At 62.1% G+C, this 23,855-nt stretch carries 25 protein-coding genes; 12 read left to right on the forward strand and 13 right to left on the reverse strand.

The features are described from left to right. Positions 1-57 precede the first annotated feature (57 nt). From HUK72_RS03420 to HUK72_RS03440, 5 genes are all read right to left on the reverse strand, one after another. Positions 58-756: a hypothetical protein gene (locus tag HUK72_RS03420; RefSeq protein WP_176595541.1), complete on the reverse strand. Its 699-nt coding sequence runs from the start codon at positions 754-756 to the stop codon at positions 58-60. Between the two features lie 244 nt (positions 757-1,000). After that, positions 1,001-3,046, reverse strand: a complete 2,046-nt coding sequence (gene rpoD, locus HUK72_RS03425; protein WP_176595542.1) for an RNA polymerase sigma factor RpoD — start codon at positions 3,044-3,046, stop codon at positions 1,001-1,003. Between the two features lie 42 nt (positions 3,047-3,088). Beyond that, entirely contained in the window at positions 3,089-4,987 is a 1,899-nt protein-coding gene (gene dnaG / locus HUK72_RS03430) for a DNA primase (RefSeq protein WP_176595543.1), read from the reverse strand. Continuing rightward, entirely contained in the window at positions 4,984-5,319 is a 336-nt protein-coding gene (locus tag HUK72_RS03435) for a GIY-YIG nuclease family protein (RefSeq protein ID WP_176595544.1), read from the reverse strand. Before HUK72_RS03435 ends, dnaG begins: the two co-directional genes overlap by 4 nt. Positions 5,320-5,492: 173 nt before the next feature. Then, positions 5,493-5,945, reverse strand: a complete 453-nt coding sequence (locus tag HUK72_RS03440) for a GatB/YqeY domain-containing protein (RefSeq protein ID WP_176595545.1) — start codon at positions 5,943-5,945, stop codon at positions 5,493-5,495. A gap of 153 nt (positions 5,946-6,098) precedes the next feature. On the opposite strand from HUK72_RS03440, the gene carA reads away from it, so the two are divergent. The 6 genes from carA (at position 6,099) to HUK72_RS03470 (ending at position 12,921) form a co-directional block, all read left to right on the forward strand. Beyond that, a complete protein-coding gene (gene carA, locus HUK72_RS03445; protein WP_176595546.1) occupies positions 6,099-7,259 on the forward strand; it encodes a glutamine-hydrolyzing carbamoyl-phosphate synthase small subunit in 1,161 nt (386 codons plus the stop codon). Continuing rightward, positions 7,256-7,624 carry a ribonuclease E inhibitor RraB gene (locus HUK72_RS03450; protein WP_176595547.1) on the forward strand — a complete coding sequence of 123 codons (369 nt, stop codon included), beginning with the start codon at positions 7,256-7,258 and terminating at the stop codon, positions 7,622-7,624. Before carA ends, HUK72_RS03450 begins: the two co-directional genes overlap by 4 nt. Further along, a complete protein-coding gene (locus HUK72_RS03455) occupies positions 7,621-8,370 on the forward strand; it encodes a hypothetical protein (RefSeq protein ID WP_176595548.1) in 750 nt (249 codons plus the stop codon). Before HUK72_RS03450 ends, HUK72_RS03455 begins: the two co-directional genes overlap by 4 nt. Further along, the gene (gene carB / locus HUK72_RS03460; RefSeq protein ID WP_176595549.1) at positions 8,370-11,705 is read left to right on the forward strand and encodes a carbamoyl-phosphate synthase large subunit; all 3,336 of its coding nucleotides are present in this window, start codon (positions 8,370-8,372) and stop codon (positions 11,703-11,705) included. The genes HUK72_RS03455 and carB overlap by 1 nt, the downstream gene beginning before the upstream one ends. A gap of 80 nt (positions 11,706-11,785) precedes the next feature. Further along, a complete protein-coding gene (gene greA / locus HUK72_RS03465) occupies positions 11,786-12,262 on the forward strand; it encodes a transcription elongation factor GreA (protein ID WP_176595550.1) in 477 nt (158 codons plus the stop codon). 5 nt (positions 12,263-12,267) lie between these two features. Then, a complete protein-coding gene (locus HUK72_RS03470; RefSeq protein WP_176595551.1) occupies positions 12,268-12,921 on the forward strand; it encodes a rhomboid family intramembrane serine protease in 654 nt (217 codons plus the stop codon). A gap of 36 nt (positions 12,922-12,957) precedes the next feature. On the opposite strand, the gene HUK72_RS03475 is transcribed toward HUK72_RS03470, so the two are convergent. From HUK72_RS03475 to HUK72_RS03495, 5 genes are all read right to left on the reverse strand, one after another. Further along, positions 12,958-13,179: a DUF4170 domain-containing protein gene (locus HUK72_RS03475; RefSeq protein ID WP_176595552.1), complete on the reverse strand. Its 222-nt coding sequence runs from the start codon at positions 13,177-13,179 to the stop codon at positions 12,958-12,960. Between the two features lie 105 nt (positions 13,180-13,284). After that, entirely contained in the window at positions 13,285-13,905 is a 621-nt protein-coding gene (locus tag HUK72_RS03480; RefSeq protein WP_176595553.1) for a DUF883 family protein, read from the reverse strand. Further along, positions 13,898-14,221: a hypothetical protein gene (locus HUK72_RS03485; RefSeq protein WP_176595554.1), complete on the reverse strand. Its 324-nt coding sequence runs from the start codon at positions 14,219-14,221 to the stop codon at positions 13,898-13,900. The genes HUK72_RS03480 and HUK72_RS03485 overlap by 8 nt, the downstream gene beginning before the upstream one ends. Then, entirely contained in the window at positions 14,218-14,574 is a 357-nt protein-coding gene (locus tag HUK72_RS03490; protein ID WP_369805919.1) for a phage holin family protein, read from the reverse strand. The genes HUK72_RS03485 and HUK72_RS03490 overlap by 4 nt, the downstream gene beginning before the upstream one ends. Before the next feature lie 56 nt (positions 14,575-14,630). Then, on the reverse strand, positions 14,631-15,251 hold the full coding sequence (locus HUK72_RS03495) for a hypothetical protein (RefSeq protein ID WP_176595555.1): 621 nt from the start codon (positions 15,249-15,251) through the stop codon (positions 14,631-14,633). Positions 15,252-15,477: 226 nt separating this feature from the next. Here HUK72_RS03495 and eno point away from each other — a divergent pair, with 226 nt between their 5' ends. The 4 genes from eno (at position 15,478) to HUK72_RS03515 (ending at position 19,706) form a co-directional block, all read left to right on the forward strand. After that, on the forward strand, positions 15,478-16,752 hold the full coding sequence (gene eno / locus HUK72_RS03500) for a phosphopyruvate hydratase (protein ID WP_176595556.1): 1,275 nt from the start codon (positions 15,478-15,480) through the stop codon (positions 16,750-16,752). A 77-nt stretch (positions 16,753-16,829) separates the two neighbouring features. Beyond that, positions 16,830-17,141: a septum formation initiator family protein gene (locus HUK72_RS03505; RefSeq protein WP_176595557.1), complete on the forward strand. Its 312-nt coding sequence runs from the start codon at positions 16,830-16,832 to the stop codon at positions 17,139-17,141. A gap of 130 nt (positions 17,142-17,271) precedes the next feature. Next, a complete protein-coding gene (pdhA, locus tag HUK72_RS03510; protein ID WP_176595558.1) occupies positions 17,272-18,339 on the forward strand; it encodes a pyruvate dehydrogenase (acetyl-transferring) E1 component subunit alpha in 1,068 nt (355 codons plus the stop codon). Beyond that, on the forward strand, positions 18,339-19,706 hold the full coding sequence (locus HUK72_RS03515; protein ID WP_176595559.1) for a pyruvate dehydrogenase complex E1 component subunit beta: 1,368 nt from the start codon (positions 18,339-18,341) through the stop codon (positions 19,704-19,706). Before pdhA ends, HUK72_RS03515 begins: the two co-directional genes overlap by 1 nt. Before the next feature lie 54 nt (positions 19,707-19,760). Here the strand turns inward: HUK72_RS03515 and HUK72_RS03520 are convergent, their stop codons facing one another. From HUK72_RS03520 to HUK72_RS03530, 3 genes are read right to left on the reverse strand one after another with little or no spacing between them, the layout of a single operon-like run. Then, entirely contained in the window at positions 19,761-20,396 is a 636-nt protein-coding gene (locus HUK72_RS03520) for a TadE/TadG family type IV pilus assembly protein (protein ID WP_176595560.1), read from the reverse strand. Positions 20,397-20,443: 47 nt separating this feature from the next. Further along, complete coding sequence (locus HUK72_RS03525; RefSeq protein ID WP_176595561.1) at positions 20,444-21,040, reverse strand: TadE/TadG family type IV pilus assembly protein; 597 nt, start codon at positions 21,038-21,040, stop codon at positions 20,444-20,446. After that, entirely contained in the window at positions 21,037-22,587 is a 1,551-nt protein-coding gene (locus HUK72_RS03530) for a TadE/TadG family type IV pilus assembly protein (RefSeq protein ID WP_176595562.1), read from the reverse strand. Before HUK72_RS03530 ends, HUK72_RS03525 begins: the two co-directional genes overlap by 4 nt. 140 nt (positions 22,588-22,727) lie before the next feature. Between HUK72_RS03530 and HUK72_RS03535 the strand changes: the two genes are divergently transcribed. Beyond that, a complete protein-coding gene (locus HUK72_RS03535) occupies positions 22,728-23,375 on the forward strand; it encodes a hypothetical protein (protein WP_369805921.1) in 648 nt (215 codons plus the stop codon). Between the two features lie 12 nt (positions 23,376-23,387). After that, complete coding sequence (locus tag HUK72_RS03540; RefSeq protein WP_176595564.1) at positions 23,388-23,852, forward strand: EF-hand domain-containing protein; 465 nt, start codon at positions 23,388-23,390, stop codon at positions 23,850-23,852. Positions 23,853-23,855 lie beyond the last annotated feature (3 nt).

The raw sequence follows: 23,855 nt of genomic DNA on the forward strand, positions 1-23,855 counted from the left end.
TCTCATCCTGTCTGCGTTTCGCCAACTATGGCAAAGCAGGGATGGAGCGCAAAGCCTTTATGCGCGGTTCAGGACCTGATCCTTGCCGGCGCGGATCTTTGCGCGGGCCTGCAGCACGTCCCAAAGCCCGCGATGCTGATTGAGCAACTGGCGCGCTCCGAACAATATGGCCCGATCGACCGCGTCATCCCCGCCGATTCCCCGGGCGACCTCCAGCGTCGCTGCGCGTTCGGGAAGATCGCAGACATGGGGTTCCAGCCCGACGCGGATCGCGGCGATGTCCAGCATATGGCGCACCGCCCGCCAATCGAGAACCAGCGCGATCGCCGCCCCCATGGCGCAGCCGCGACGGTCGGATTGGGCCAGCATGTCGAGCGCATGGCGCTGCTGGCTGACGACGGTTTCGCAATCGCTCTGCCCAGCGGTGCTGGGGGCGGGGCCGACGGCGACCGTCACCTGCGTCAGATAGGCCCGTTCCCGCGCAAAGGCGTCGGCCGCCTGGATCAGCCAGCTCCGCGCCGCATTGTCGGCTGAGCGCGTGGCGGCATGGTCGATGACGCCGGGATGCCGGCCATGGAGCAGGCAGAGATAATAGGCTGCATCGGCCAGATCGGGCAGGGACAGCGTTGCATTTGGACCGAAGCTCGTCCGCGCGCCGCTGGCATAGCTATGGCCGGCCGTGCCGTCGGCGGCAATGACGGCCTCCAAAATCTGCGATACGTCGCCAAATTGATAGCGCGGTGCTGCTTCGCTCATCATCTTCCCCTGGGCCCCGGTGCTGGCGCGGCCACGTCGAAGCGACCGTAGAGAGACGAGGTAAAAGAGGAGTTTACGCCATGAAAAAAGGGCGGTCCGAAAACCGCCCTTTTGGATCATTTTACCGCGCCTTAGCCTCGGCTTGCCGAGGCGCCCCTACCCATCAGAGGCCTCGGCTTGCCGAGGCGCCCCTACCTATCATAAGCCTCGGCTTGCCGAGGCGGCGTTATCTGTCAAAACGCCTCTATTGGTCGAGGAAGCTGCGCATCTTGCGGCTGCGGCTGGGATGCTTGAGCTTGCGCAGCGCCTTCGCCTCGATCTGGCGGATGCGTTCGCGGGTCACGCTGAACTGCTGGCCCACTTCCTCCAGCGTATGGTCGGTGTTCATGCCGATGCCGAAGCGCATGCGCAGCACGCGTTCCTCACGCGGCGTCAGCGAGGCGAGGACGCGGGTGACCGTTTCCTTGAGGTTCGCCTGAATCGCGGCGTCTACCGGGATGATCGCATTCTTGTCTTCGATGAAATCGCCCAGATGCGAATCCTCCTCGTCACCGATCGGCGTTTCGAGGGAGATCGGCTCCTTGGCGATCTTCATCACCTTGCGCACCTTCTCCAGCGGCATGGACAGGCGCTCGGCCATCTCCTCCGGAGTCGGCTCGCGGCCCTGCTCGTGCAGGAACTGGCGGCTGGTGCGCACCAGCTTGTTGATCGTCTCGATCATATGGACCGGGATACGGATGGTCCGCGCCTGATCCGCGATCGAGCGGGTGATCGCCTGACGAATCCACCAGGTCGCATAGGTCGAGAATTTATAGCCGCGCCGATATTCGAACTTATCGACCGCTTTCATCAGGCCGATATTGCCTTCCTGAATAAGATCAAGGAATTGCAGGCCGCGGTTCGTATATTTTTTAGCGATGGAGATGACAAGACGCAGGTTCGCCTCGACCATTTCCTTCTTCGCGATGCGCGCTTCGCGCTCGCCTTTCTGCACCATGTTGACGATGCGGCGGAACTCCGAAAGCGACATGCCGGTCGCCTGCGCGATCTCGCTCACCTCGGTGCGGATGCGCTCGACCGCGCGGCCCTCGGCGGCGGCGAAGGCAGCCCATTTCTTGTCCAGCCCGGAAATCTTGTCCAGCCAGCCGTCGTCCAGCTCATGGTTCACATAGCGGTCGAGGAAATCCTTGCGGCTGACCTTGTGCCGCTCGGCCAGGCGCAGCATTTGCCCGCCCAGCGCAGTCAGGCGCCGGTTATAGGCATAGAGCTGATCGACCAGATATTCGATCTTCTGCTGGTGGAACTGGACGCTCTCGACCTCGGCGGTCAACCGCTCGCGCAGTTCCTGATATTCGTCTTCCTCCTGCTGGCTCAGCGTCTCGCCAATGGCCATGGCGATCATGCGCGTTTCCTGCGCATTGGAGAAGGCGCGGAAAATCTCCGTGATGGTCGCGAATTTCTCCAGCGCCATCGGCTTCAGCGTCTCTTCCATCTGGGCGAGGGAAAGGGTGTTGTCCTCCTCTTCCTCTTCTTCGATCCGGCGGGCGCGACGTTCGGTCAGGCCGTCCTCATCCTCGTCGGCATCGGCGGATTCCTCCTCCGGCTCTTCCTCTTCCTTGAAGCTGGGACCAGCGGTCTTTTCGCTGATCTCGCCATCATCATCCTCGGCGCCTTCCTCCAGATTTTCCGGAGCCGGGTCCTTGGACAGCATGGCGTCGAGATCGAGGATCTCGCGCAACTGCATCTCGCCATTGTTGAGCGCGGTCGACCATTCGATGATCGCGTTGAAGGTCGTCGGGCTTTCGCACAGGCCCAGGATCATGGTATCGCGACCGGCCTCGATCCGCTTGGCGATGGCGATTTCGCCCTCGCGGCTGAGCAATTCCACCGCGCCCATTTCGCGCAGATACATGCGCACCGGGTCGTCGGTGCGGTCGACCGTCTCTTTCTTCTTCTCGGTTACCGGACGCGGAGATCCGTCATCCTCGGCGCCATCCTCGCTGCTGTCGTCATCGCTGTCGTCGCGCTGATCGTCGCCATCCTCGCTGGCTTCCTCATTTTCGACGATGTTGACGCCCATCTCGTTGAGCGCGGACATGATGTCCTCGATCTGCTCGGAGGACATCTGGTCCTGCGGCAGCGCATCGTTCAGCTCGTCATAGGTGATATAGCCGCGCTTCTTGGCGCGGGCGATCAGCTTCTTGACCGACGCTTCATTCAGATCCAGCAGCGGCGCATCGCCGGTATCCTGATCCTCGCCCGCACCCTTGCCGTTCGCCTTGCTCGCCATTTATTCGCCTTAACTCCGCCAACCCGACAGGGTTGAACCCAATCATACAATATCTTCGGACTGCGCCAGTTCCGCCAGGCGGCTATCATGATCCAGCTTCAACTGCCGGACCCTTTGCTGCTCGGCAAAGGTATCCTCGTTGAGGTCGTCTCTCGCCCGCCGGGTGGCTTCCGCCAACGCCGCCTCCAGCTCTGGTCCTTGCGCCATCACCCGAATGGCCTCGTCCAGATCGCGCTGCACGCGATCCGAGTCGGCCTTGCTTCTGTGAGGGGTGAATGTGAACGTGTCGGCCCGAAGCATCCCCTTCGCCATATTATACACTTCACCTTGCCCCAATATGGTAAGGAGGCCACCTGTTTCAACTGTTTCTTTGCCGAAAGAGGCGGCGATCATCACGTTCAGCAGTTCGGCAAGCGCGGCATCAGCGATTCGCAGGCCGGAAAGCATTTCCCGGTGCAGCGCGATCTGCTCCGGATGCCGCAGCAGACTGGCGAGAACGGCCCGCAGCAGCCGCTGTTCCATGCCGCTGGCGCCAATCGCCCGAGCCTCGTTCCCGGCGGGCGGGAGAGGGGGCTTCCAATTGCCCCGCCGGTCCCGCTGCCATCCCGAGCGGGCGCCGCCGCCGCGCTGATGCCTGGGCGCAAAAGCCGGGCGCGCAAAGAACAGCGCATCATAACGTTCGCGGAATGCATGGACATAATGCGCCCGGACATCGGGATGCGCGATGGCGTCGGTGATCGTGGAAAGCCGTTGTTTGAGCGCGGCTTTCTGCTCCGGCGTGTCTAGTGGGGCGGCCGATTGCTCATATTTCCAGAGGCGTTCGACCAACGGTTCGGCCGCGCTCAGCACAGCCTCCATGGCCGCGGGCCCTTCGTTGCGGATCAGGTCGTCGGGGTCCTGCCCGCCCGGCAGGGTCGCAAAGGCGAGGCTCATGCCGGGCCGCAGCAAGGGCAGGGCGCGGGTCGCCGCCCGGATCGCGGCCTTCTGACCGGCCGAATCGCCGTCGAAACAGAGGATCGGCACATCGGCCATCTTCCACAGCCGTTCGATCTGATGCTCGGTGAGCGCGGTTCCGAGCGGCGCAACCGCCTCGCCAAAACCCGCCTGCGCCAGCGCGATCACATCCATATAGCCTTCGACGACGATGATCCGCCCGGCCTGGCGGCTGGCCGGTGACGCCCGGTCGATATTGTAGAGCGTCCGCCCCTTGTCGAAGAGCGGCGTGTCAGGCGAGTTCAGATATTTCGGCTCGCCCGCGCCCAGAATCCGCCCGCCAAAGGCGATGACCCGGCCCCTGATGTCCCGGATCGGCAGCATGAGGCGGCCCCGGAAACGATCGTAACTATCGCGCTTTCTGGTTTTTTCGTCATCCGGCTCGGCGCCGTCCGGATCGATCAGCAACCCCGCTTCGACCAGCAAGGGCTCGCCCAAATCCTTGAGCGCGGTCTTGAGCCGCCCGCGCCCATCCGGAGAGAAGCCGAAGCCGAAGGTCTTGAGCGTCGCCGCTTTGATCCCGCGTTTCTCTAGGTATGCCCGCGCCTCCGCGCCTTCAATGCCGCCAAGCTGCTCTTCGAAAAAGCCCTGTGCCGCCGCCATGACATCGTGCAGCCCCTTGGCCTGCTCCGCCCGTTTCGCCGCCCGGGGATCGGGAGCCGGGACGTCCATGCCGGCCACCTGCGCCAGCTCGTTGACGGCCTCCATGAAGGGCAGGCCGCGCTGATCGGTCATCCAGCGGATCGCATCCCCATGCGCGCCGCAACCGAAGCAATGGTAGAAGCCCTTCTCGTCATTGATGGTGAAGCTGGGCGTCTTCTCATTATGGAAGGGGCAGCAGGCCTTATATTCACGGCCTGCCTTCTGCACCTTCACTGTCCGCCCGATCAGGGTGGAGAGCGAAGTCCGGGCACGCAATTCGTCGAGGAAAGCGGGGGAGAGACTCATTTTGGGTGTGTCTCCCGAACTCCGTTCGTTTCGAGCGAAGTCGAGAAACGCTCACGCGGCGGCCGAGCCAGAAGCGACACCAAGGACCAGTTCCCCACGATCATCGCCTCTTTCTTGGCTCTGGACCAGCCACCCACGATCCGTTCCGCTTCCAAAGCCTCGACCCGCGAAGAAAAGGCCTCGTTCCAGACTAGCGTCACTGGCAAGCGCCTGCGCGTGAACTGGCTGCCCTGGCCAATCAGATGCTGTCCGATCCGATGCTCAAGATTATCAGTATGCCCGGTGTAATAGCGCCCATCCGAGCATCGCAGCATATAGGTCCAGAACGCCATGATTTGATTATGCCGGAACACACGCTCATGTCGAGCCACCCGCACCCACCTCCGTTCGTTTCGAGCGTAGTCGAGAAACGATATGTGAGTGCTTCCCGTTTCTCGACTACGCTCGAAACGAACGGAGGTTAGGGAGGAAATCGCCAGATGCTATTTCCTTTCCCGCAAAATCCTTAAGAAAGAGCCGCCTTCACCAAGCCACTGGCCTTGCTCATATCGATCACCGACCCGTGGCGCTCCTTCAGCGCGGCCATGACTTTGCCCATATCCTTGACGCTGGCCGCGCCCACCTCAGCCTTGATCCCCTCGATTGCGGCCTTGGTCTCATCCTCGCTAAGCTGCTGCGGCAGGAAGCTGTCGATCACCTCCAGCTCGGCCTGCTCCTTCGCGGCCAGCTCATCGCGCCCGCCGCTCTTGAACATGTCGATGGATTCGCGCCGCTGCTTCGCCATCTTCTGGAGCACCTCGACCACGATCACATCGTCATCCGGCACATTGGAAGCGGTGCGCAGCTCAATATCCCGGTCCTTCAGCTTCGCCAGGATCAGGCGCACAGCGGCCAGCCGATCCTTTTCCCCGGCTTTCATGGCGGCGACCTGGGCGCTCTTAATCTCGTCGCGAATCATGCGAATGAATCCTGTTTCTTCCGGAAAGGTCCAGATATAACGCCAAAAGAGATTTTTAACAGGAGTTGACCGCAGGGCCTCACCCGCATAGGTGACCGGCCGTTTAACCCGCTTGAGACGGGTTCCCGCAAAAGCATAAAGGACGATACGACCATGGCTGACGCCAAGACCCTCATTGTGCCCAAAGGAGCGACAGGGGTATTGGTTTTTGCCGATGGCTCCGCGGTGTTCGGCCGCGGTTTCGGCGCGAGCGGCGATGCGGTGGGCGAACTGTGCTTCAACACGGCGATGACCGGCTATCAGGAAGTGATGACCGACCCCAGCTATGCGGGCCAGATCGTCACCTTCACCTTCCCGCATATCGGCAATGTCGGCACCAATCTGGACGATGTGGAGGCGGACCTGCCCCACGCGCTTGGTTGCGTCGTGCGTCAGGACGTCACCGAACCGAGCAATTTCCGCAATGTCGAACCCTTCGATCAGTGGATGAAGGAAAAGGGCCGCATCGGCCTGGCTGGTGTCGACACCCGCGCGCTGACGCGGTTGATCCGCCTCAAGGGCGCGCCCAATGTCGTGATCGCGCACGATCCGGAAGGCCGGTTCGACCTGGAAGCGCTCGCCGCCAAGGCCGCTGGCTGGCCGGGCCTGGAGGGCATGGACCTCGCCATCGAAGTGTCGGGCAAGGAACGCCTCTGGAAAGACGGCGTGTGGAAGCTGGGTTTCGGCTACGGCCTCGATGAAGCGGGTGAAGAACGCCCCCATGTCGTCGCGCTCGATTATGGCGCGAAGAACAATATCTTCCGCAATCTGGTGAAGGCCGGCGCCCGGGTCACCGTGCTGCCTGCGACTGCCTCCTTCGAGCAGGTGATGGAGCAGAAGCCCGACGGCGTGTTCCTCTCCAACGGCCCCGGCGATCCGGCCGCGACCGGCGAATATGCCGTGCCTGTGATCCGCAAGGTGCTGGAAGCCGACAAGCCCGTTTTCGGTATCTGCCTTGGCCACCAGATGCTGGCGCTCGCGGCGGGCGCGAAGACGATCAAGATGCATCAGGGCCATCGCGGCGCCAACCACCCGGTCAAGCGCCTGTCCGACGGTCTGGTCGAGATTACCTCGATGAACCACGGCTTCGCGGTCGATGCCGACACGCTGCCCGCCAATGTGAAGCCGACCCATGTGTCGCTGTTCGACGGCAGCAATTGCGGCATCGAACTGACGGATAAGAGAGCCTTCTCGGTCCAGTACCACCCCGAAGCCTCGCCCGGCCCGCAGGACAGCTTCTACTTGTTCCAGCGCTTCGTAGAGGGGCTTAAGTGAGCCTCAACCTGCCCTCGGTTGACGAAGCCCGCCTCGCAGCAGAGTGGGAGGCGGACAAGGAAGTCCTCGCCAATCTCGCGGCGAATGGCGACGTGGCGCGCATCGCGCGCCCGGTCGACGTCAGCTTCAAGGGCAGCGAGAAGGATTTCGAGCGCGTTCTCACTATCGCCAGCCAGTTCGGCTTCGTCGAGCTGGACCGCGAGGAAGATGAGGAGGGCGACCTCTTCCTGTTCCTCGAATGCGAGCAGCCGGTCGATGAACAATCGATCCGCGCCCTGACGAAGAAATGCCTCCAGATCGAAATCCTCTGCGGCGTCGAATATGACGGCTGGGGTTGCGAAGCCCGGACGGGGGGCGTGCATTGAGCGATTCAAAAAGGATCGAAGACTACGCGCTTGTATATTTTCTATCGCAGGCTGAACAGCTTGGGTTTGCCGGTGGATATATTCGGGTTGACGAGTTTCGTCGTTCGCTTGAAGAGAGTTTTTCAAATTACTTCCGGGATAGCGACTACGATAAGGTAGTCAGCGTGCGTGATATGTCGGCATCTTTGTTTGACAGCATGTTGAGCGCTAGCATGATCGATACTGTCAGTGATGAATACGCTGGAGATTATTTTTGTCTGCGCGCCCCTAAGTACAGCAAATTTAGAGCGGACTTTTTATCCTCTAGTTCGATCTATGCCATGGCATCGAAAGTAGGCGATCGATTCTATAAGGATGTATTGGATAATTATATCCATAATTATCTTGCTGATGAGGGCGCTGTCCAAGTTGGGTTAAGTGACGAAATAGCGCCTGCTTCAGATAGGGTTGTTACGTTCTCCGATAATCAGATTTCAGAACTTGATCAGAAAGCTACAGAGGTAATTAACGCTGTTTCTGATCAAAACCAAATCGCTGATGAACCGGGTCTCAGAGAGATCGTTCTGGGACAGCTTAAGGCTGGTCGAGAATTGGTGAGAGCTGGTAGCTTTAAGCTATACGTGCTTGAAATTACTCTGATCGAAACGCTCCGCTTCTTGGTTAAGCGATACGAACGGGAAGCAATTGGCGGGTTAGCCGCTGCACTAATAACTGCGCTGATAAAGCATATCGGGATTGACGCATAATGCCCAAACGCACCGACATCTCCTCCATCCTCATCATCGGCGCTGGCCCGATCATCATCGGCCAGGCTTGCGAGTTCGACTATTCGGGCACGCAGGCGGTGAAGGCGCTCAAGGAAGAGGGCTATCGCATCATCCTGGTGAATTCCAACCCGGCCACCATCATGACCGACCCGGAATTTGCCGACGCGACCTATGTCGAGCCGATCACGCCCGAAATCGTGGCGAAGATCATCGAAAAGGAACGCCCCGACGCGGTGCTGCCGACCATGGGCGGCCAGACCGCGCTCAACACGGCGCTGGCGCTGTTCAATGACGGCACGCTGGAAAAATATGGCGTCAAGATGATCGGCGCCGACGCGCGCGCCATCGACAAGGCCGAAGATCGCCTGAAGTTCCGCGACGCGATGGACAAGATCGGCCTGGAATCCGCCCGCTCGCGCATTGCCCACACGATGGAAGAGGCGCTGGAGGCGCTGGAGTTCACAGGCCTGCCCTCGATCATCCGCCCCAGCTTCACGCTCGGCGGCACCGGCGGCGGCGTCGCCTATAACAAGGAAGAGTTCAAGCGGATCGTCTCCGAAGGCCTCGACGCTTCGCCCACCACCGAAGTGCTGATCGAAGAATCGCTGCTCGGCTGGAAAGAATATGAGATGGAGGTCGTCCGGGACCGGAACGACAATGCCATCATCATCTGCTCCATCGAAAATGTCGATCCGATGGGCGTCCATACCGGCGACTCCATCACCGTCGCGCCCGCGCTGACCCTGACCGACAAGGAATATCAGATCATGCGCAACGCGAGCATCGCGGTGCTGCGTGAAATCGGCGTAGAAACAGGCGGTTCGAACGTGCAGTTCGCAGTCAATCCGAAGGACGGTCGCCTGATCGTCATCGAGATGAACCCGCGCGTTTCCCGCTCCTCGGCGCTGGCGTCGAAGGCGACCGGCTTCCCCATCGCCAAGGTCGCGGCGAAGCTGGCCGTCGGCTACACGCTGGACGAGATCGAGAATGACATTACCGGCGCGACCCCGGCGTCGTTCGAACCGACCATCGACTATGTCGTGACCAAGATTCCGCGCTTCGCCTTCGAGAAGTTCAAGGGGAGCGAGCCGCTGCTCGGCACCGCGATGAAGTCGGTGGGCGAGGTGATGGCGATCGGCCGCAACATCCATGAATCGATGCAGAAGGCGCTGCGCGGTCTGGAAACCGGCCTGTGTGGTTTCAATGAGGTCGAGCATCTGGCCGGCGCAGCGAAGGACGACATCATCGCCGCCCTGGCGCAGCCGACCCCGGACCGTCTGCTGGTCGCCGCTCAGGCTTTGCGCGAGGGGCTGACCGTCGCGGAAATCCACGGCATCGCCAAGTTCGACCCCTGGTTCCTGGAACGGATCAAGGAAATCATCGACGCCGAAGCCGAAATCCTCTCCAACGGCTTGCCGCAGGATGCGGACGGCATGCGTCGCCTGAAATCCATGGGCTTCTCTGACAAGCGGCTTGCCTGGCTGGCGCTCAAGTCGGCCAATCTGCGCGGCATGGAGCGCGGCATCGCGCACGGTTCGGGCCTGATCCACGAAGCGGTCAAGGCGATGACCGGCGGCGTTACCGAAGATGAAGTGCGCGCGCTGCGCCACAGGCTGGGCGTGCGTCCGGTCTTCAAGCGCATCGACACCTGCGCGGCTGAGTTCGAGGCGAAGACGCCTTATATGTACTCGACCTATGAAGCGCCGATCTTCGGTGAAGCCGAGAATGAAGCGCAGCCCAGCGACCGCAAGAAGGTCGTGATCCTGGGCGGCGGTCCCAACCGCATCGGGCAGGGGATCGAGTTCGACTATTGCTGCGTCCACGCCTGTTTCGCGCTCAGCGAGGCCGGCTATGAGACGATCATGGTCAACTGCAACCCGGAAACGGTGTCGACCGACTATGACACGTCCGACCGTCTCTATTTCGAGCCGCTAACCGCTGAGGACGTCCTCGAAATATTGAGCGTCGAAATGTCGAACGGCACTCTGGCGGGCGTCATCGTCCAGTTTGGCGGCCAGACGCCGCTGAAGCTTGCGCAGGCGCTGGAGGATGCGGGCATCCCGATCCTCGGCACTTCGCCCGACGCCATCGACCTGGCCGAAGATCGCGAGCGTTTCGCCGCCCTCATCGACAAGCTCAAGCTCAAGCAGCCCGCCAACGGCATCGCCCGCAGCCGCGAGGAAGCGATCGCGGTCGCCAACCGCATCGGCTATCCGGTCCTCATGCGTCCGTCCTATGTCCTTGGCGGCCGCGCCATGGAGATTGTCGACGGTCAGGCGCAGTTGGAGGAATATATCGCCACCGCCGTTCAGGTGTCGGGCGACTCCCCGGTGCTGATCGACCAATATCTGCGCGACGCGATCGAGGTGGACGTGGATGCGCTGTGCGATGGCGACGATGTTGTCGTGGCGGGCGTGCTCCAGCATATCGAGGAGGCGGGCGTCCATTCCGGCGACTCCGCCTGCTCGCTGCCGCCCTACAGCCTGTCGGATGACATCATCGCGGAAATCGAGCGCCAGACCGAAGTGCTGGCCCGTGCCCTGTCGGTGCGCGGCCTCATGAACATCCAGTTCGCGGTCAAGGATGGCGTGGTCTATCTGATCGAGGTCAACCCCCGTGCCAGCCGCACCGTGCCCTTCGTCGCCAAGGCCATCGGCACCCCCATCGCCAAGATCGCCAGCCGCGTCATGGCGGGCGAAAAGCTCAAGGACCTGCCGAAGATCGACCGCAACGCGATCGATCATATCGCGGTCAAGGAAGCCGTATTCCCCTTCGCGCGCTTTGCTGGCGTCGACCCCGTGCTGTCGCCGGAAATGAAGAGCACCGGCGAAGTCATGGGCATCGACAGCGATTTCGCGACTGCCTTTGCCAAGGCGCAGCTCGGCGCGGGCACCGTCCTGCCCAAGAGTGGCACCGTGTTCGTGTCGGTCAAGGACAGCGACAAGCCGGTGATCCTGCCCGCCGTCCAGAAGATGGCGGCTCTGGGCTTCACCATCATCGCGACCGGCGGCACCGCCCGCTATCTGGAAGAACAGGGTATCGCCGTGCAGGGCGTGAACAAGGTGGCCGAAGGCCGTCCGCATATCGTGGACAAGATCACCGACGGCGACGTCGATCTGATCTTCAACACGACCGAGGGCTGGCAGTCGCTGAAAGACAGCAAGGCGATCCGCACCAGCGCGCTGCGCGCGAAGGTCGCCAGCTTCACCACGGCGGCCGCCAGCCTTGCCGCGGCGGACGCGATCGAGGCGCTTCGGGGACATGCCCTTGAAGTGCGGTCGCTCCAGTCCTATTATCCCGTGTCGCAAGCCTGATCCCCTGCATAGGAAACACGCTGCGGGTGGCCCCAAGGTCGGGGCCGCCAAAGGGAAGTTTTGACGAAGGATTTGCAAGAATGGCGACCGTCGAGAAGATGCCGATGCTGCAAATGGGCTATGACAAACTCAACACGCAGCTCCGCGAATTGAAGGCCGAGCGGCCCTTGATCGTGGACGCCATCGAAGAAGCGCGCGCGCATGGCGACCTCTCTGAAAATGCCGAATATCATGCGGCGAAGGAACGGCAGGGCCAGGTCGAAGCGACGATCGCGGACCTGGAGGACAAGCTGTCCCGCGCCCAGATCATCGACCCGACCACCCTGTCGGGCGACAAGATCGTGTTCGGCGCGACCGTCACGCTGCTGGATGAGGACGAGAAGCCGGTCAAATATCAGATCGTGGGGCAGGCCGAGGCGGATGCCAAGGCAGGCATGATCAGCTATAACAGCCCGATCGGCCGCGCGCTGATCGGCCGCCAGATCGGGGAAGAGGTTGAAGTGTCGGTGCCCGCGGGCGACAAATTCTACCTGGTCGACAAGATCGATTTCATCTGAAACCCATGAAACTGCCTGCCGGGCGCATGACCAACGGGATTGCGGCGATCACCTTCGTCGCCTTCCTGCTGATCTATCTGACGGGGCAGGTGGATAATGCCGCGATCATGGCCGGTTTCATCCCGGCCCGGGTAGAGGATGGGGCGCTGCTCGCCGGCATGGCGGCGGTGCCTGTCTGGCTGACGCCGATCAGTTGCACGCTGGTGCATGCCAACTGGCTGCATATCGGTTTCAACCTGTTCATGTTCGTCTTTTGCGGACGACAGGTGGAGCATGTGCTGGACAAGGGCGCGACGCTCATCCTTTATCTGGCGGGCGCTTATGGCGCGACGGCGCTGCAATGGGCTGTCGATCCGCAGTCGACCAGTCCCATGGTCGGCGCGAGCGGCGCGATTTCCGCGATCATCGCCACCTACGCGCTGCTCTACAGCCAGCAGAATGTCCGGCGGATCGGCCCGCTTTCGGCCAGTCTTGTCCGCGCGCTGTGGCTGGCAGCAAGCTGGATCGCGATCCAGTTGATGATCGGCCTGGCTGGAGGATTTGGCGATCTGGGCCAGATCGCCATTGCCGCGCACATTGGGGGCTTTCTGGTGGGGCTGGCGCTGACGCGGCCGCTGCTCCGCTGGCGTTTCCGCAAGCGTCCCCAGCCCCTGTCCTGAACGATTTAGGCCTGAACAATCTTGTCCTGAACGCCCTTAGCCGTTCGGCAATTCCGGTTCCAGCAAGCGGTGCAGATGCACGATCACATAGCGCATCTCCGCATCGTCGACCGTGCGCTGCGCCGCGCCGCGCCAGGCATTTTCGGCCGCCGCATAATCGGGATACACCCCAACCAGCTCGATGGAGTTCAAATCTTCGAATTCGAGCGTCTGGGGATCTTTGACGCGACCGCCCATCACAAGATGCAGCTTGCTCATGGTCTCTTATGTTCTCCTGTTCGGTGAACGCGGACATTAGCAGGCCGCCCGCGCCCATCCAAGGGCTGAGGCAGGCGTGCGAGCATGCTTTTGATGACGAAGCGATTACGTTTTGGGCAACCGCGCCTTCAACGCATCGCTGATCGCCTCGACCTTGGCCGCCACCAGCGCGACGACATCATCGGCAAGGCGGGAGGTTTTTCCCGTCAGGTCGGCGGACGCCACCACGTCCCGTGCGGAGGCGGCGGCTTCCTTCGTCCCTTCGGCGGCGTTGTTCAGCGCTTCGCCCGTGCTCGATTTCAGGCTTTCCGCGCTTTCCGCCGCGGCGGCCTTGGCGGCCAGGGCGGCCTCCAGCACTTTCGCGCCCGCGCTCGACGCCAGGCCGGGCAGCGCCTTCATCGCGGCGCGGCTCTTGGGGAACATCCAGGCGATGACAGCTCCCGCCGCCACGGCTCCGGCCACGGCGGCGATGGGATGTTCCTGGACGATCTCATTGGCGCGCGTGGCCACGCGCTGCGAACGGTCCCGCGCGTCGGCATAGGCGGCGCTGGCCTTGTCGCGCGCCCGATCCCGCGCATCCCCGGCCCGTTCCCGGCTGGTCTGGATCAGGCCGCCGGCGCCCTCCATGGCCCGGTCCGCCGTGTCGCGGAACTTGCCCGATGCGGTCTCGGCAATGTCGTTCGCCGCTTCGCGGGCGCGGGTGAGTTGAGCGCGGATGTCAGCCATCATCAGTCTCCGAAATCTCTTCTGTGCGGTTCCTTACCCGAACGTATAGCCGCTGGAAAAGGGTCCCAAGGGGGCGGCGCAGCAAATAAAGCGCCAAAGCGCCCACCGCTGCGGCGGTTGCGGCGGGCCGTTGCCGGACCTTCGCGGCCGCATAGGCGGTGCCGTCCAGCAGGGTCTCCGTTGCCTTCTCCTTCGCATCTCGTTTCAATCGGGCAGGCGCGACGCGGGCCTTGGCAGCCAGGGCGCTGGAAACAAGGGCGGCCTTACGCGCATCCGCCCGCGCCGCCGCCTCCCGATAGACCTGTTCCTGCTTCATGCCCTCACCGCCTTTTTCATCCGGTCGATCCGTCCCTTGGCGATCAGCAGCAGCAGCAATGCGACGATCAGAGCGCCCCCGAACACCGCGCCGGTCGCCCAGCCCGTGCCCAGATGGGGCGCCAACGCCAGGATAAGGCCGACAAGACCAGCGACGATCGCGGCGAAGATGAGCATGATGCCCACCGCCGCGAAGATCACTGCGTCGCGCACCCCCATGCCGACAATGCCTGCCCGCAGCTTCTGCCGTTCGACTTCCGCTTCCGCATAGGCGCGCCCATCGCTGTACAGGCGGGTGAAGACGTCGCGGACGGACTCGTCCTGCGCCTCGGTCTGCATGGGCTCTTGCGTCAAAACTTCCTCCGCCCCGGAACTGGGGCTTTATCGTCCGTCACCCGGGAAGGGCGGCATCAGGCGTCGTCGTCGGACCCTTTGGCCAGGCGCATCAGCACGAAGCCGACCACCGCAGCCGCGCCGATCGCCACGGCGGGGCTCTTGCGCACGAAATCGCGCGCTTCGGTCATCAACTGGTCGACATCCTTGCTGTCCAGCGTCTTTGCGGCGCCGGCGACCGATTCGGCGGCCTGGCGGGCATAATCGCCATATTGCGGGCCAAGCTTGGCGTCGACCGTGCCGGCCGTGTCGGAAATCAGCTTGGCCAGGCTCTGCATGGCCGATCCGGTCTTGTCCTTGGCGACGCCGGCGGCCGACTTGGCGGTTTTGGATGCCTGATCCTTGAGCGGATCGATATGCGCCTTCCAGTCGACCGCGTTGATCTTGTCCGCCGCCGCCTTCGCCGCTTTTTCGGCCTGCGCCTTGATCGGCGCGATCTGCGCGGTCCAGCCATGGGCGGCGGTGCCGTTGCCGGGCTTCTTCGGGGTGGCGGCCTTGCGGGTGGCGGCGGTCTTGACGGGGGCAGCCTTCACCAGCGTGCCCGACGCAGCGGACTTTGCCGGTTTGGCCTTGGGGGTCTTGGCCGGGCTGGCTTTTCCGGCGCGCTTGACGGGTGGGGTTTCCGGGGTGTCGGCCATCGTCCTAAGTCTCCCTTTTTGAGATACGGTGGAATTTGCGAAGCGGGCGCGCGGCTTTGCCTCTAATGCTTCGCCACCGCTCACAGTTCCGTTGCCGTTACTATTTTGAGCATCGGCATTTTTCGAGTCCTTGCAAGCCCCCGCATTGCCAAGCGGGAAGGTGGTGGCTAAGCGGAGCGCGAAAAGCGGCCCAAAGCCAGTCCCAGACCAGTCCAAGGAGCGATCCATGACCGCCATTCTCGATATTCACGCCCGTCAGATTCTGGATAGCCGCGGCAATCCGACCGTCGAAGTCGACGTGATGCTGGAGGATGGCAGCTTCGGTCGCGCCGCCGTGCCGTCGGGCGCTTCGACCGGCGCCTATGAAGCGGTGGAGAAGCGCGACGGCGACGCCGCCAAATATCTGGGCAAGGGCGTGCTGGCCGCCGTCGCCGCCGTCAACGACCAGATTGCCGAGCAGATCATCGGTCTGGACGCTGAGGATCAGGCCGAAGTCGACGCCGCGATGATTGCGCTCGACGGGACGGAGAACAAGTCGAACCTGGGCGCCAACGCGATCCTGGGCGTCAGCCTGGCCGTGGCGAAGGCCGCTGCCGATGCGCGCGGTCTGCCGCTTTACCGCTATGTCGGCGGCGTCAACGCCCATGTCCTGCCGGTGCCGATGATGAACATCATCAATGGCGGCGAGCATGCGGACAATCCGATCGATTTCCAGGAATTCATGATCATGCCGGTCGGCGCGGAAAGCATTGCTGACGCGGTCCGGATCGGTTCGGAAATCTTCCATACGCTGAAGAAGGGCTTGCACGACAAGGGTCTGGCGACCTCGGTCGGTGACGAAGGCGGTTTCGCGCCCAACATCGCCTCGACCCGCGATGCGCTCGACTTCATCATGCTGTCGGTCGAGAAGGCGGGCTACAGGCCGGGCGACGACGTCGTGCTGGCGCTGGACTGCGCGGCGACCGAATTCTTCAAGAATGGCAGGTACGAGATTTCGGGCGAAGGCCTGTCGCTCTCGCCGGTCGAGATGGCGGATTATCTTGCCGCGCTGACCGCCGACTATCCGATCAAGTCGATCGAGGACGGCATGAGCGAGGATGATTTCGAAGGCTGGAAGGCGCTGACCGACAAGATCGGCGGCAAAGTCCAGTTGGTGGGTGACGACCTGTTCGTGACCAACCCCAAGCGTCTGGAAATGGGCATCGGCAAGGGTCTCGCCAACTCACTGCTGGTCAAGGTGAACCAGATCGGTTCGCTGACGGAAACGCTGGCGGCCGTCGACATGGCGCATCGGGCGCGCTACACTGCGGTCATGTCGCACCGTTCGGGCGAGACCGAGGACGCGACCATCGCGGATCTCGCCGTCGCGACCAATTGCGGCCAGATCAAGACGGGTTCGCTTGCCCGTTCCGACCGGCTCGCCAAGTATAACCAGCTCATCCGCATCGAAGAAGAACTGGGCGACATTGCCGTTTACGCGGGCCGTTCGATCTTCCGCTAAGTTAATTTTTCGACGGTCGGCCGCACGGGCAATAAATTTTGCTTGCGGCCGGCCCGTCTGTGTGATTCAACTGGTCCATGGCGCATATCGCGAAACTCCGCATGTTGCTTTTTTCGGCTTTCGGGCCGGCGATTGCGGTGCTTCTTCTTCTATTCTTCGCCGGCTATGTGGTGCTGGGCTCCAACGGCGTCCTGGCCTGGGGCGACTATAAGCGGCAGCTCCATCATGCGCAGGCTGAGCTAAAGCAGGTCCAGGGCCATCGGCAGGAGCTCAAGAACCGGGTGGATCTGCTCAATCCGCGGCGCGTCGACCCCGATCTTTCCGACGAATTGATCCGCCGCGAGCTGGGCGTCGTCCATCATGACGAAGTGATCGTCCCGTTGAACTGATTATCCTGCCGGAACGCCGGTCCAAGCGCTTTTGCTGCGTTTTGAGGCTCCATGCCGCGTTGCATTTGGAGGTGAACTGCCGCTATACCGGCCTTCCTTCCATCCTCACCCACGCAAAAGGATAAAAGCCTTGGCGAAACCAACAACGCCGCGTTCGTCACGCGCAAAGGCAGCCAGTCCGGCTGGCGCGGACCATAACCGGCCGCGCCCCGACGCTCCCAAAGATTATAAGGCCACCAAAGAAGAGCTGCTGGAATTTTACCGGCAGATGGTCCTCATTCGCCGCTTCGAGGAAAAGGCGGGGCAGCTTTACGGCCTCGGCCTGATCGGCGGCTTCTGTCACCTCTATATCGGCCAGGAAGCGGTCGCCGTCGGCATCCAGTCGGCGCTGAAACCCGGCAAGGACAGCGTCATCACCGGCTATCGCGACCATGGCCACATGCTGGCCTATGGCATCGATCCCAATCTTATCATGGCCGAACTGACCGGCCGTGAAGCCGGCATCTCCCGCGGCAAGGGCGGTTCGATGCATATGTTCAGCGTCGAGCATAAATTCTACGGCGGCCACGGCATCGTCGGTGCGCAGGTGTCGCTGGGCGCTGGCCTGGGCTTTGCGCATAAGTACAACAATGACGGCGGCGTCTGCGTCGCCTATTTCGGGGACGGCGCGGCCAATCAGGGCCAGGTCTACGAAAGCTTCAACATGGCCGAGCTGTGGAAGTTGCCGATCATCTTCGTGATCGAAAACAACCAGTACGCCATGGGCACCAGCGTCAATCGCTCGTCGGCCGAAGACCAGCTCTATCGCCGGGGCGAAAGCTTCCGCATTCCGGGCATCCAGGTGAACGGCATGGACGTTCTGGCAGTGCGCGGCGCGACGGAAGAAGCGCTGAAATGGGTGCAGGGCGGCAACGGCCCGATCCTGCTGGAAATGAAGACCTACCGCTATCGCGGTCACTCCATGTCCGATCCGGCCAAGTACCGATCGCGCGAGGAAGTGCAATCGATGCGCGAAAAGTCCGATCCGATCGAAGGCGTCAAGAAATATCTGGCCGATATGGGCGTTGCCGAAGACGAGCTCAAGAAGATCGATCAGGACATCCGCAAGATCGTCAGCGATTCCGCGGACTTCGCTGAAACCTCTCCCGAACCGGAACTGCACGAGCTGTATACGGACGTGCTGGTGGAGCAATATTAATGGGTATCGAAATCAAGATGCCGGCGCTGTCCCCGACCATGGAGGAAGGCACGCTGGCGAAATGGCTGGTGAAGGAAGGTGACGAGGTCCGCTCGGGCGACATATTGGCCGAGATCGAGACCGACAAGGCGACGATGGAATTCGAAGCCGTCGATGAAGGCAAGATCGGCCAGATCGTCATTGCCGAAGGGACCGAAGGCGTGAAGGTCGGCACCGTCATTGCGACCATGGCGGGTCAGGGGGGCGAAGCGGCTCCGGCTCCCAAGGCGGCAGCGCCCAAGGCCGAGGCGGCTCCTGCGCCGAAAAAGGCGGAAAGCGGGACGGCGAAGCTGGTCACCCAAGCCAAGGCCACCGTCAAGGACCCTTCGCTTCCTGAAGGCACGGAATATCTCAAGACCACCGTGCGCGAAGCGCTGCGCGACGCCATGGCGGAGGAAATGCGCCGCGACGAACGCGTGTTCGTGATGGGCGAAGAGGTTGCCGAATATCAAGGCGCCTACAAGGTCACGCAGGGCCTGCTGGAAGAATTTGGCGACAAGCGCGTCATCGACACGCCGATCACCGAATATGGCTTTGCCGGCATTGGCGCGGGCGCGGCGATGGGCGGTCTGAAGCCGGTCATCGAGTTCATGACCTTCAACTTCGCGATGCAGGCGATCGACCACATCATCAATTCGGCGGCCAAGACCAATTACATGTCCGGCGGCCAGATGCGCTGCCCGATCGTGTTCCGCGGTCCCAATGGCGCGGCGAGCCGCGTCGCGGCCCAGCACAGCCAGAATTACGGCCCCTGGTATGCGGCGGTTCCGGGTCTGATCGTGATCGCGCCCTATGACTCGGCCGATGCGAAGGGCTTGCTGAAGGCGGCGATCCGGTCGGACGATCCGGTCGTGTTCCTGGAAAATGAGCTGGTCTATGGCCGCAGCTTCGACGTGCCGAAGGTCGACGACTATGTCCTGCCGATCGGCAAGGCGCGCATCGTCCGCGAGGGCAAGGATGTGACGCTGGTCAGCTACTCGATCGGTGTGGGCGTCGCGCTGGAGGCGGCTGAAACGCTGGCCGCTGAAGGCATTGACGCGGAAGTCGTCGACCTGCGCACGCTGCGTCCGCTGGACACCGCAACGGTTCTGGAAAGCCTGAAGAAGACCAACCGCCTGGTGGTGGTCGAGGAAGGCTGGCCGGTCTGCTCGATCGCGTCGGAAATCGCCGCCGTGGTTATGGAGCAGGGCTTCGACGACCTCGACGCTCCGGTGCTGCGCGTCACCAATGAGGACGTGCCGCTGCCCTATGCGGCCAATCTGGAAAAGGCCGCCCTGATCGACGCCGCCCGCGTGGTCGAGGCGGCGAAGAAGGTCTGCTACAAATAAGAGAAAGAGGGGGCAGTGCCGATGCGCTGCTCCCTTTTTTGGTCGCTGCGACGATCAGGCCGAAAAATAGTTGCAGGTCGCCTTCGCCGTTCCCGACAGATTCTGGGCATTTTGCAGAGTCTGGAGCGTGCGGTCGCGAACCGAGAAGGCCGAAGAATAGTGGATCGTGATCGGTCCGAACCAACGGTCCGTCATGATGGGCCTGTAATCGTAGAAGATGTCGACGACGACGACCGGGTTGCCCGGCGTCGCTGCGACCTGACTGCCCGCCGTTCCAATCCCGCTGGTCAATACCTGCCCTTCGCTGCCGATGGTCTGCGCGCTCGGCACATCTTTGATCCCCTTGCAACGTTGCCAGGTGATCTTCTGGTCGTCGGCGGGCGTTGTGGTCGCCGCATTATCTTCCAGCGTCGAAATGATGATCCGGCCGCGAGAGGTCAAATCCAGCGAATCCGCCGCATATTTCGCGCCGATGATGACATCGTTGATGTCATTCTCATCGATCCGGTCGCGCACGCGGGCCACGCCATCGGCAACCATGCTGGTGATGGCGCTGATCCGCGCATGGGTGATCGCGATGTTGGCGAGTTCCGCACCCCCGAAGGTCAGCAGAATGAGGAAGGGCAGCGAATAGGCGAATTCGATCAGGGCAAGGCCGCTCTGGTTCCGCCAAAGCTGACGCATAAGCATGATGGCGCTCCGTTCGATCCTGTTGGAAGGTTGTGCGCGCGGCATTTTCATACTCCGCACTTCACGGGCGGATCGACGACGCCCGCATAGGGTTCGTTGCGCATGAAGGTCGTCCGGGAAATCGTCACGCTATTCCCCATGCCGGCGAGGCGGGGAACCGGCGACAGGCGGTTGTAGGTGACGCTGATCTGATAGCGCACCACGTCTTCGGCCGTGCCGATGCCGGACGCGCCCTGGCTGGCCGCATCATAGCTGTTGTTGCGATTGTCATCGATGAAGCAATCGGGCCCGCTTTTGTCGTAAAGGCCGTTATTGTTGACGTCGGTGGTCAGCTTCTCCGGTTTGCCGATCTTGTTGTAAGTCAGGAAGTTGGAGGCGCTTATCTGCACGTTGGAGCCGCTGGCGATGCTGCTGAGCCGGTCCCGGACATAGGTTTCGACGGTAGCGGCGGTCGCGCCTTCCAGCGTCGCCTGGCGGGCGGCGGTATTGGCCGTTCCCTGAACGACTGCCGTCGCATAGGCCTGATAGCCCAGATCGAGCGCGCCCAGGATCAGGACGATCAGCGGCGTCGCGACCACCGCGAACTCCACGATGGTCACGCCTTCCTCATGGCGGACGAGGCGCTTCAGGCAGGCGGCGATCATGCGCCGATCCTCAGATTGCCGACCTTGTCGGATATGCGCTTGAATGCGTTGGCGAGGTCAGTGGCGTTGCTGACCGAAATGGCCTGGCTGCTGTTGGACGCGCAGGACGCAATATCCGAATTCATGGTCTGGCCGGACAACACCCCGATGACCCAAATATCGACATAATAGGGATCGGACTTCGCCTTCGCGCACATCAGCTTGAAGCGTTGCGTGTGAATGGTTTCGAGGTTCGTGTCGGATGTGCCGGTTGAGGCGGTTCTGCCGGCATATCGCGCGACGCCATAGGCGCTGTACGCGTCACGGAACGGCGACATTTCGCCATCGGTCATGAAGACGATCGTGCGGCGAACCTTCACATTATTATATTTGTCGGGGTTGCGCGTGCCGAAAATGCCGTTGTTCGCGATCATCCGCAGGCCCCAGATGATGCCGATGTCATGATAGGTTGCGCCGTCGCCCTGCACGATGGTGTCGACCTGCGTATCGAACTCGGACTGACTAGCCCATGCCTTCATGTGAACGGCGGGCTTGGGGCAGGCGGTCATATAATATCCCGAGCCGTAATCCTGCTCACCCGAAGAGGAAAAATCATAAGGCGCCCAGCGCGTGGCGTCGCTGTCGGGGATCTTCGCAATATCCAGATCCCATGCGTCGGACGGTATGGTCGTGCTGGTGGCGGTCAGGGCCGTGGATGTACCGCGCTCTTCGATGCAGCCCGCCCAGCTATTGTCGAACCAGTTCGTCGACCAGTCGGTGGCCGTCTTCAAGCTGCCGCTGCTGTTCCTATATGAATAGGAGGAGCGGACATAGGCGGTATTTTCAGCGCGGATCAGCTTACCCACGTTCACGGTACTGGAAAATTGCAGAAAGCCGATCCTCATGCGGAGATTCTTGGCTTCGAGCGCCACCTGAGCCGGGCGCAAGTTGGAGTATAAGGTCTTGAGAGCCTCGCGCATCTCGCGCATCTTCGATTTCTTGGTGCCGCTGGTGGTTTTCTCGGTCTCCTGCGAACAGGATAAGGCGTCCGAAAGATAGCAGTTCATCGAACCCGTCGTATCGAGAACCAGCATGAGGTCGGTATTGACATAATATTCCTCGCCCAGACATTCGGCGTTCACGCGCATCTGGTTGATGCCCACCACTTTGAGCAGCGTGGTCGGCACGCTGGTGGTGGCTTTCATGCGAAGCTGACCGTTATCCAGTTCGGTCGTCACGCGGTTGGCGGCGGTGCTGTCGGTCGTCGACATGACGGCGGAGCCCATCAGTCCGCTGGGGAAGTTGAAGTTGAAATATTTCAGGGCTTCATTCTTGTCCGCGGTCGCCAATATCGTCCCGCTCATCGAACGCCGCCCGGCAAGCACGCCCGCATCGCAGGCCTGCTGCATGCGCGCCTTCACCAGATAGGTTCGGCTGAAGTCGACGGCGGCGCCCACCATGCCTGTCAGCGGGATCATCGCCGCCGCCACGATCGCCAATGTATTGCCCGCCTGATTGCGGTGAAGCCGCATCAGAATGAACAGCGCGCGCTTGATCCGATCGCCCATGGTCCGCTTGCCTTTACTTGCCCCGCACCCCCAATTCAGGCAGGGCAGCCCCATGCCCAAAAAAGGGCCCTTGCCAGGATCACTATGTCGTTCGGGGTTAAAAAGCGGATAATTTCGGCAAAAACTATGTCTATCGGCATATGGGGTTGGTTATCTTGAGCGACGATCTTTCCCCATTGGCCTCGCTGCTGAGCGCCTATGCCGGGCCGGACGCGCCTCGCCATCGGCTTGTCTGGGCGCTCGACGCGCGGTTCGCCCGGCTGGTGGCGACGACCCGCGAGCCGATGATCGGCCAGATGCGCCTGGCCTGGTGGAACGATGCACTGACTGACGAAAGCGGCGTCAAAGGGCTGGGCGAACCGCTGATCGACGCGATGCGGGAACTGGCCGTGGCCCCGCCTTATGGGCTTTCCCAATGGCTGGATGGGTGGGATTCCCTGATCGGGGAGGTCGATCTGCGCAGCTATGCGGAGGGGCGGGGCGGGGGCCTGTTTCGCGCCTTGGCAGGGGCAGAGGATGTTCCGCTGTGGCTGGCTCAGGCAGGAGCCGCCTGGGCGCTGTGGGATTTGTCGGGACATATCAGTGACCGGGACATGGTCGCCCGGGCGATTGCCACGGCGCAGGACTATATATCGAAGGAAAGACCGATCTGGCCCAAGCAATGGCGCCCGTTGCGTATCGCTTATCATCTTGCGCGCCATGACATTGAAAAGGGCCGCTGCGCCCCGGCGGGATTGACCCCCGCACTGTATCTGAGATTGATGCGCGTCGCGTTTACGGCACGATAGGGGGATTTTGAGATGGGGCGGGTTCTGGGGGGCGCGATGGCCGCTCTATTGTTGGCGGCTGGCGGACTGTTCTGGTGGCAGGGACGCGCCAGCAATGAAGCCGTGCCTCAGCTGCTGATCGGATCGCCTCCGCCGCCCGCTTTGGAGGCTCTGCCCGAAGGCGATCCCGATGCCGTGGGCGACGCGCCGCCCATGCCCGGCGAGGCTTCGCCGCAGAGCCGCGAGCAGAAGCGCTTCGGCCGCTATGACCGCAATCGCGACGGCGTCATCACCCGGGTCGAGATGATGGGCAGCAGGGTCAAGGCGTTCAAGGCACTCGACAGCAACAACGACAATCTCCTCTCTTTCGAGGAGTGGGCGGTGACGACGTCGGACCGCTTCGCCAAGGCTGACGGCAATGGCGATGGCAAGCTGACCCCCGCCGAGTTCGCGACGACCGCGCCCAAACGCGCGGCCGCCCCGAAGTGCAAATGCTGAAAT

This window comes from Sphingobium sp. 15-1 (genome assembly GCF_013375535.1).
In the GTDB taxonomy this organism is placed as follows: domain Bacteria; phylum Pseudomonadota; class Alphaproteobacteria; order Sphingomonadales; family Sphingomonadaceae; genus Sphingobium; species Sphingobium aromaticivastans.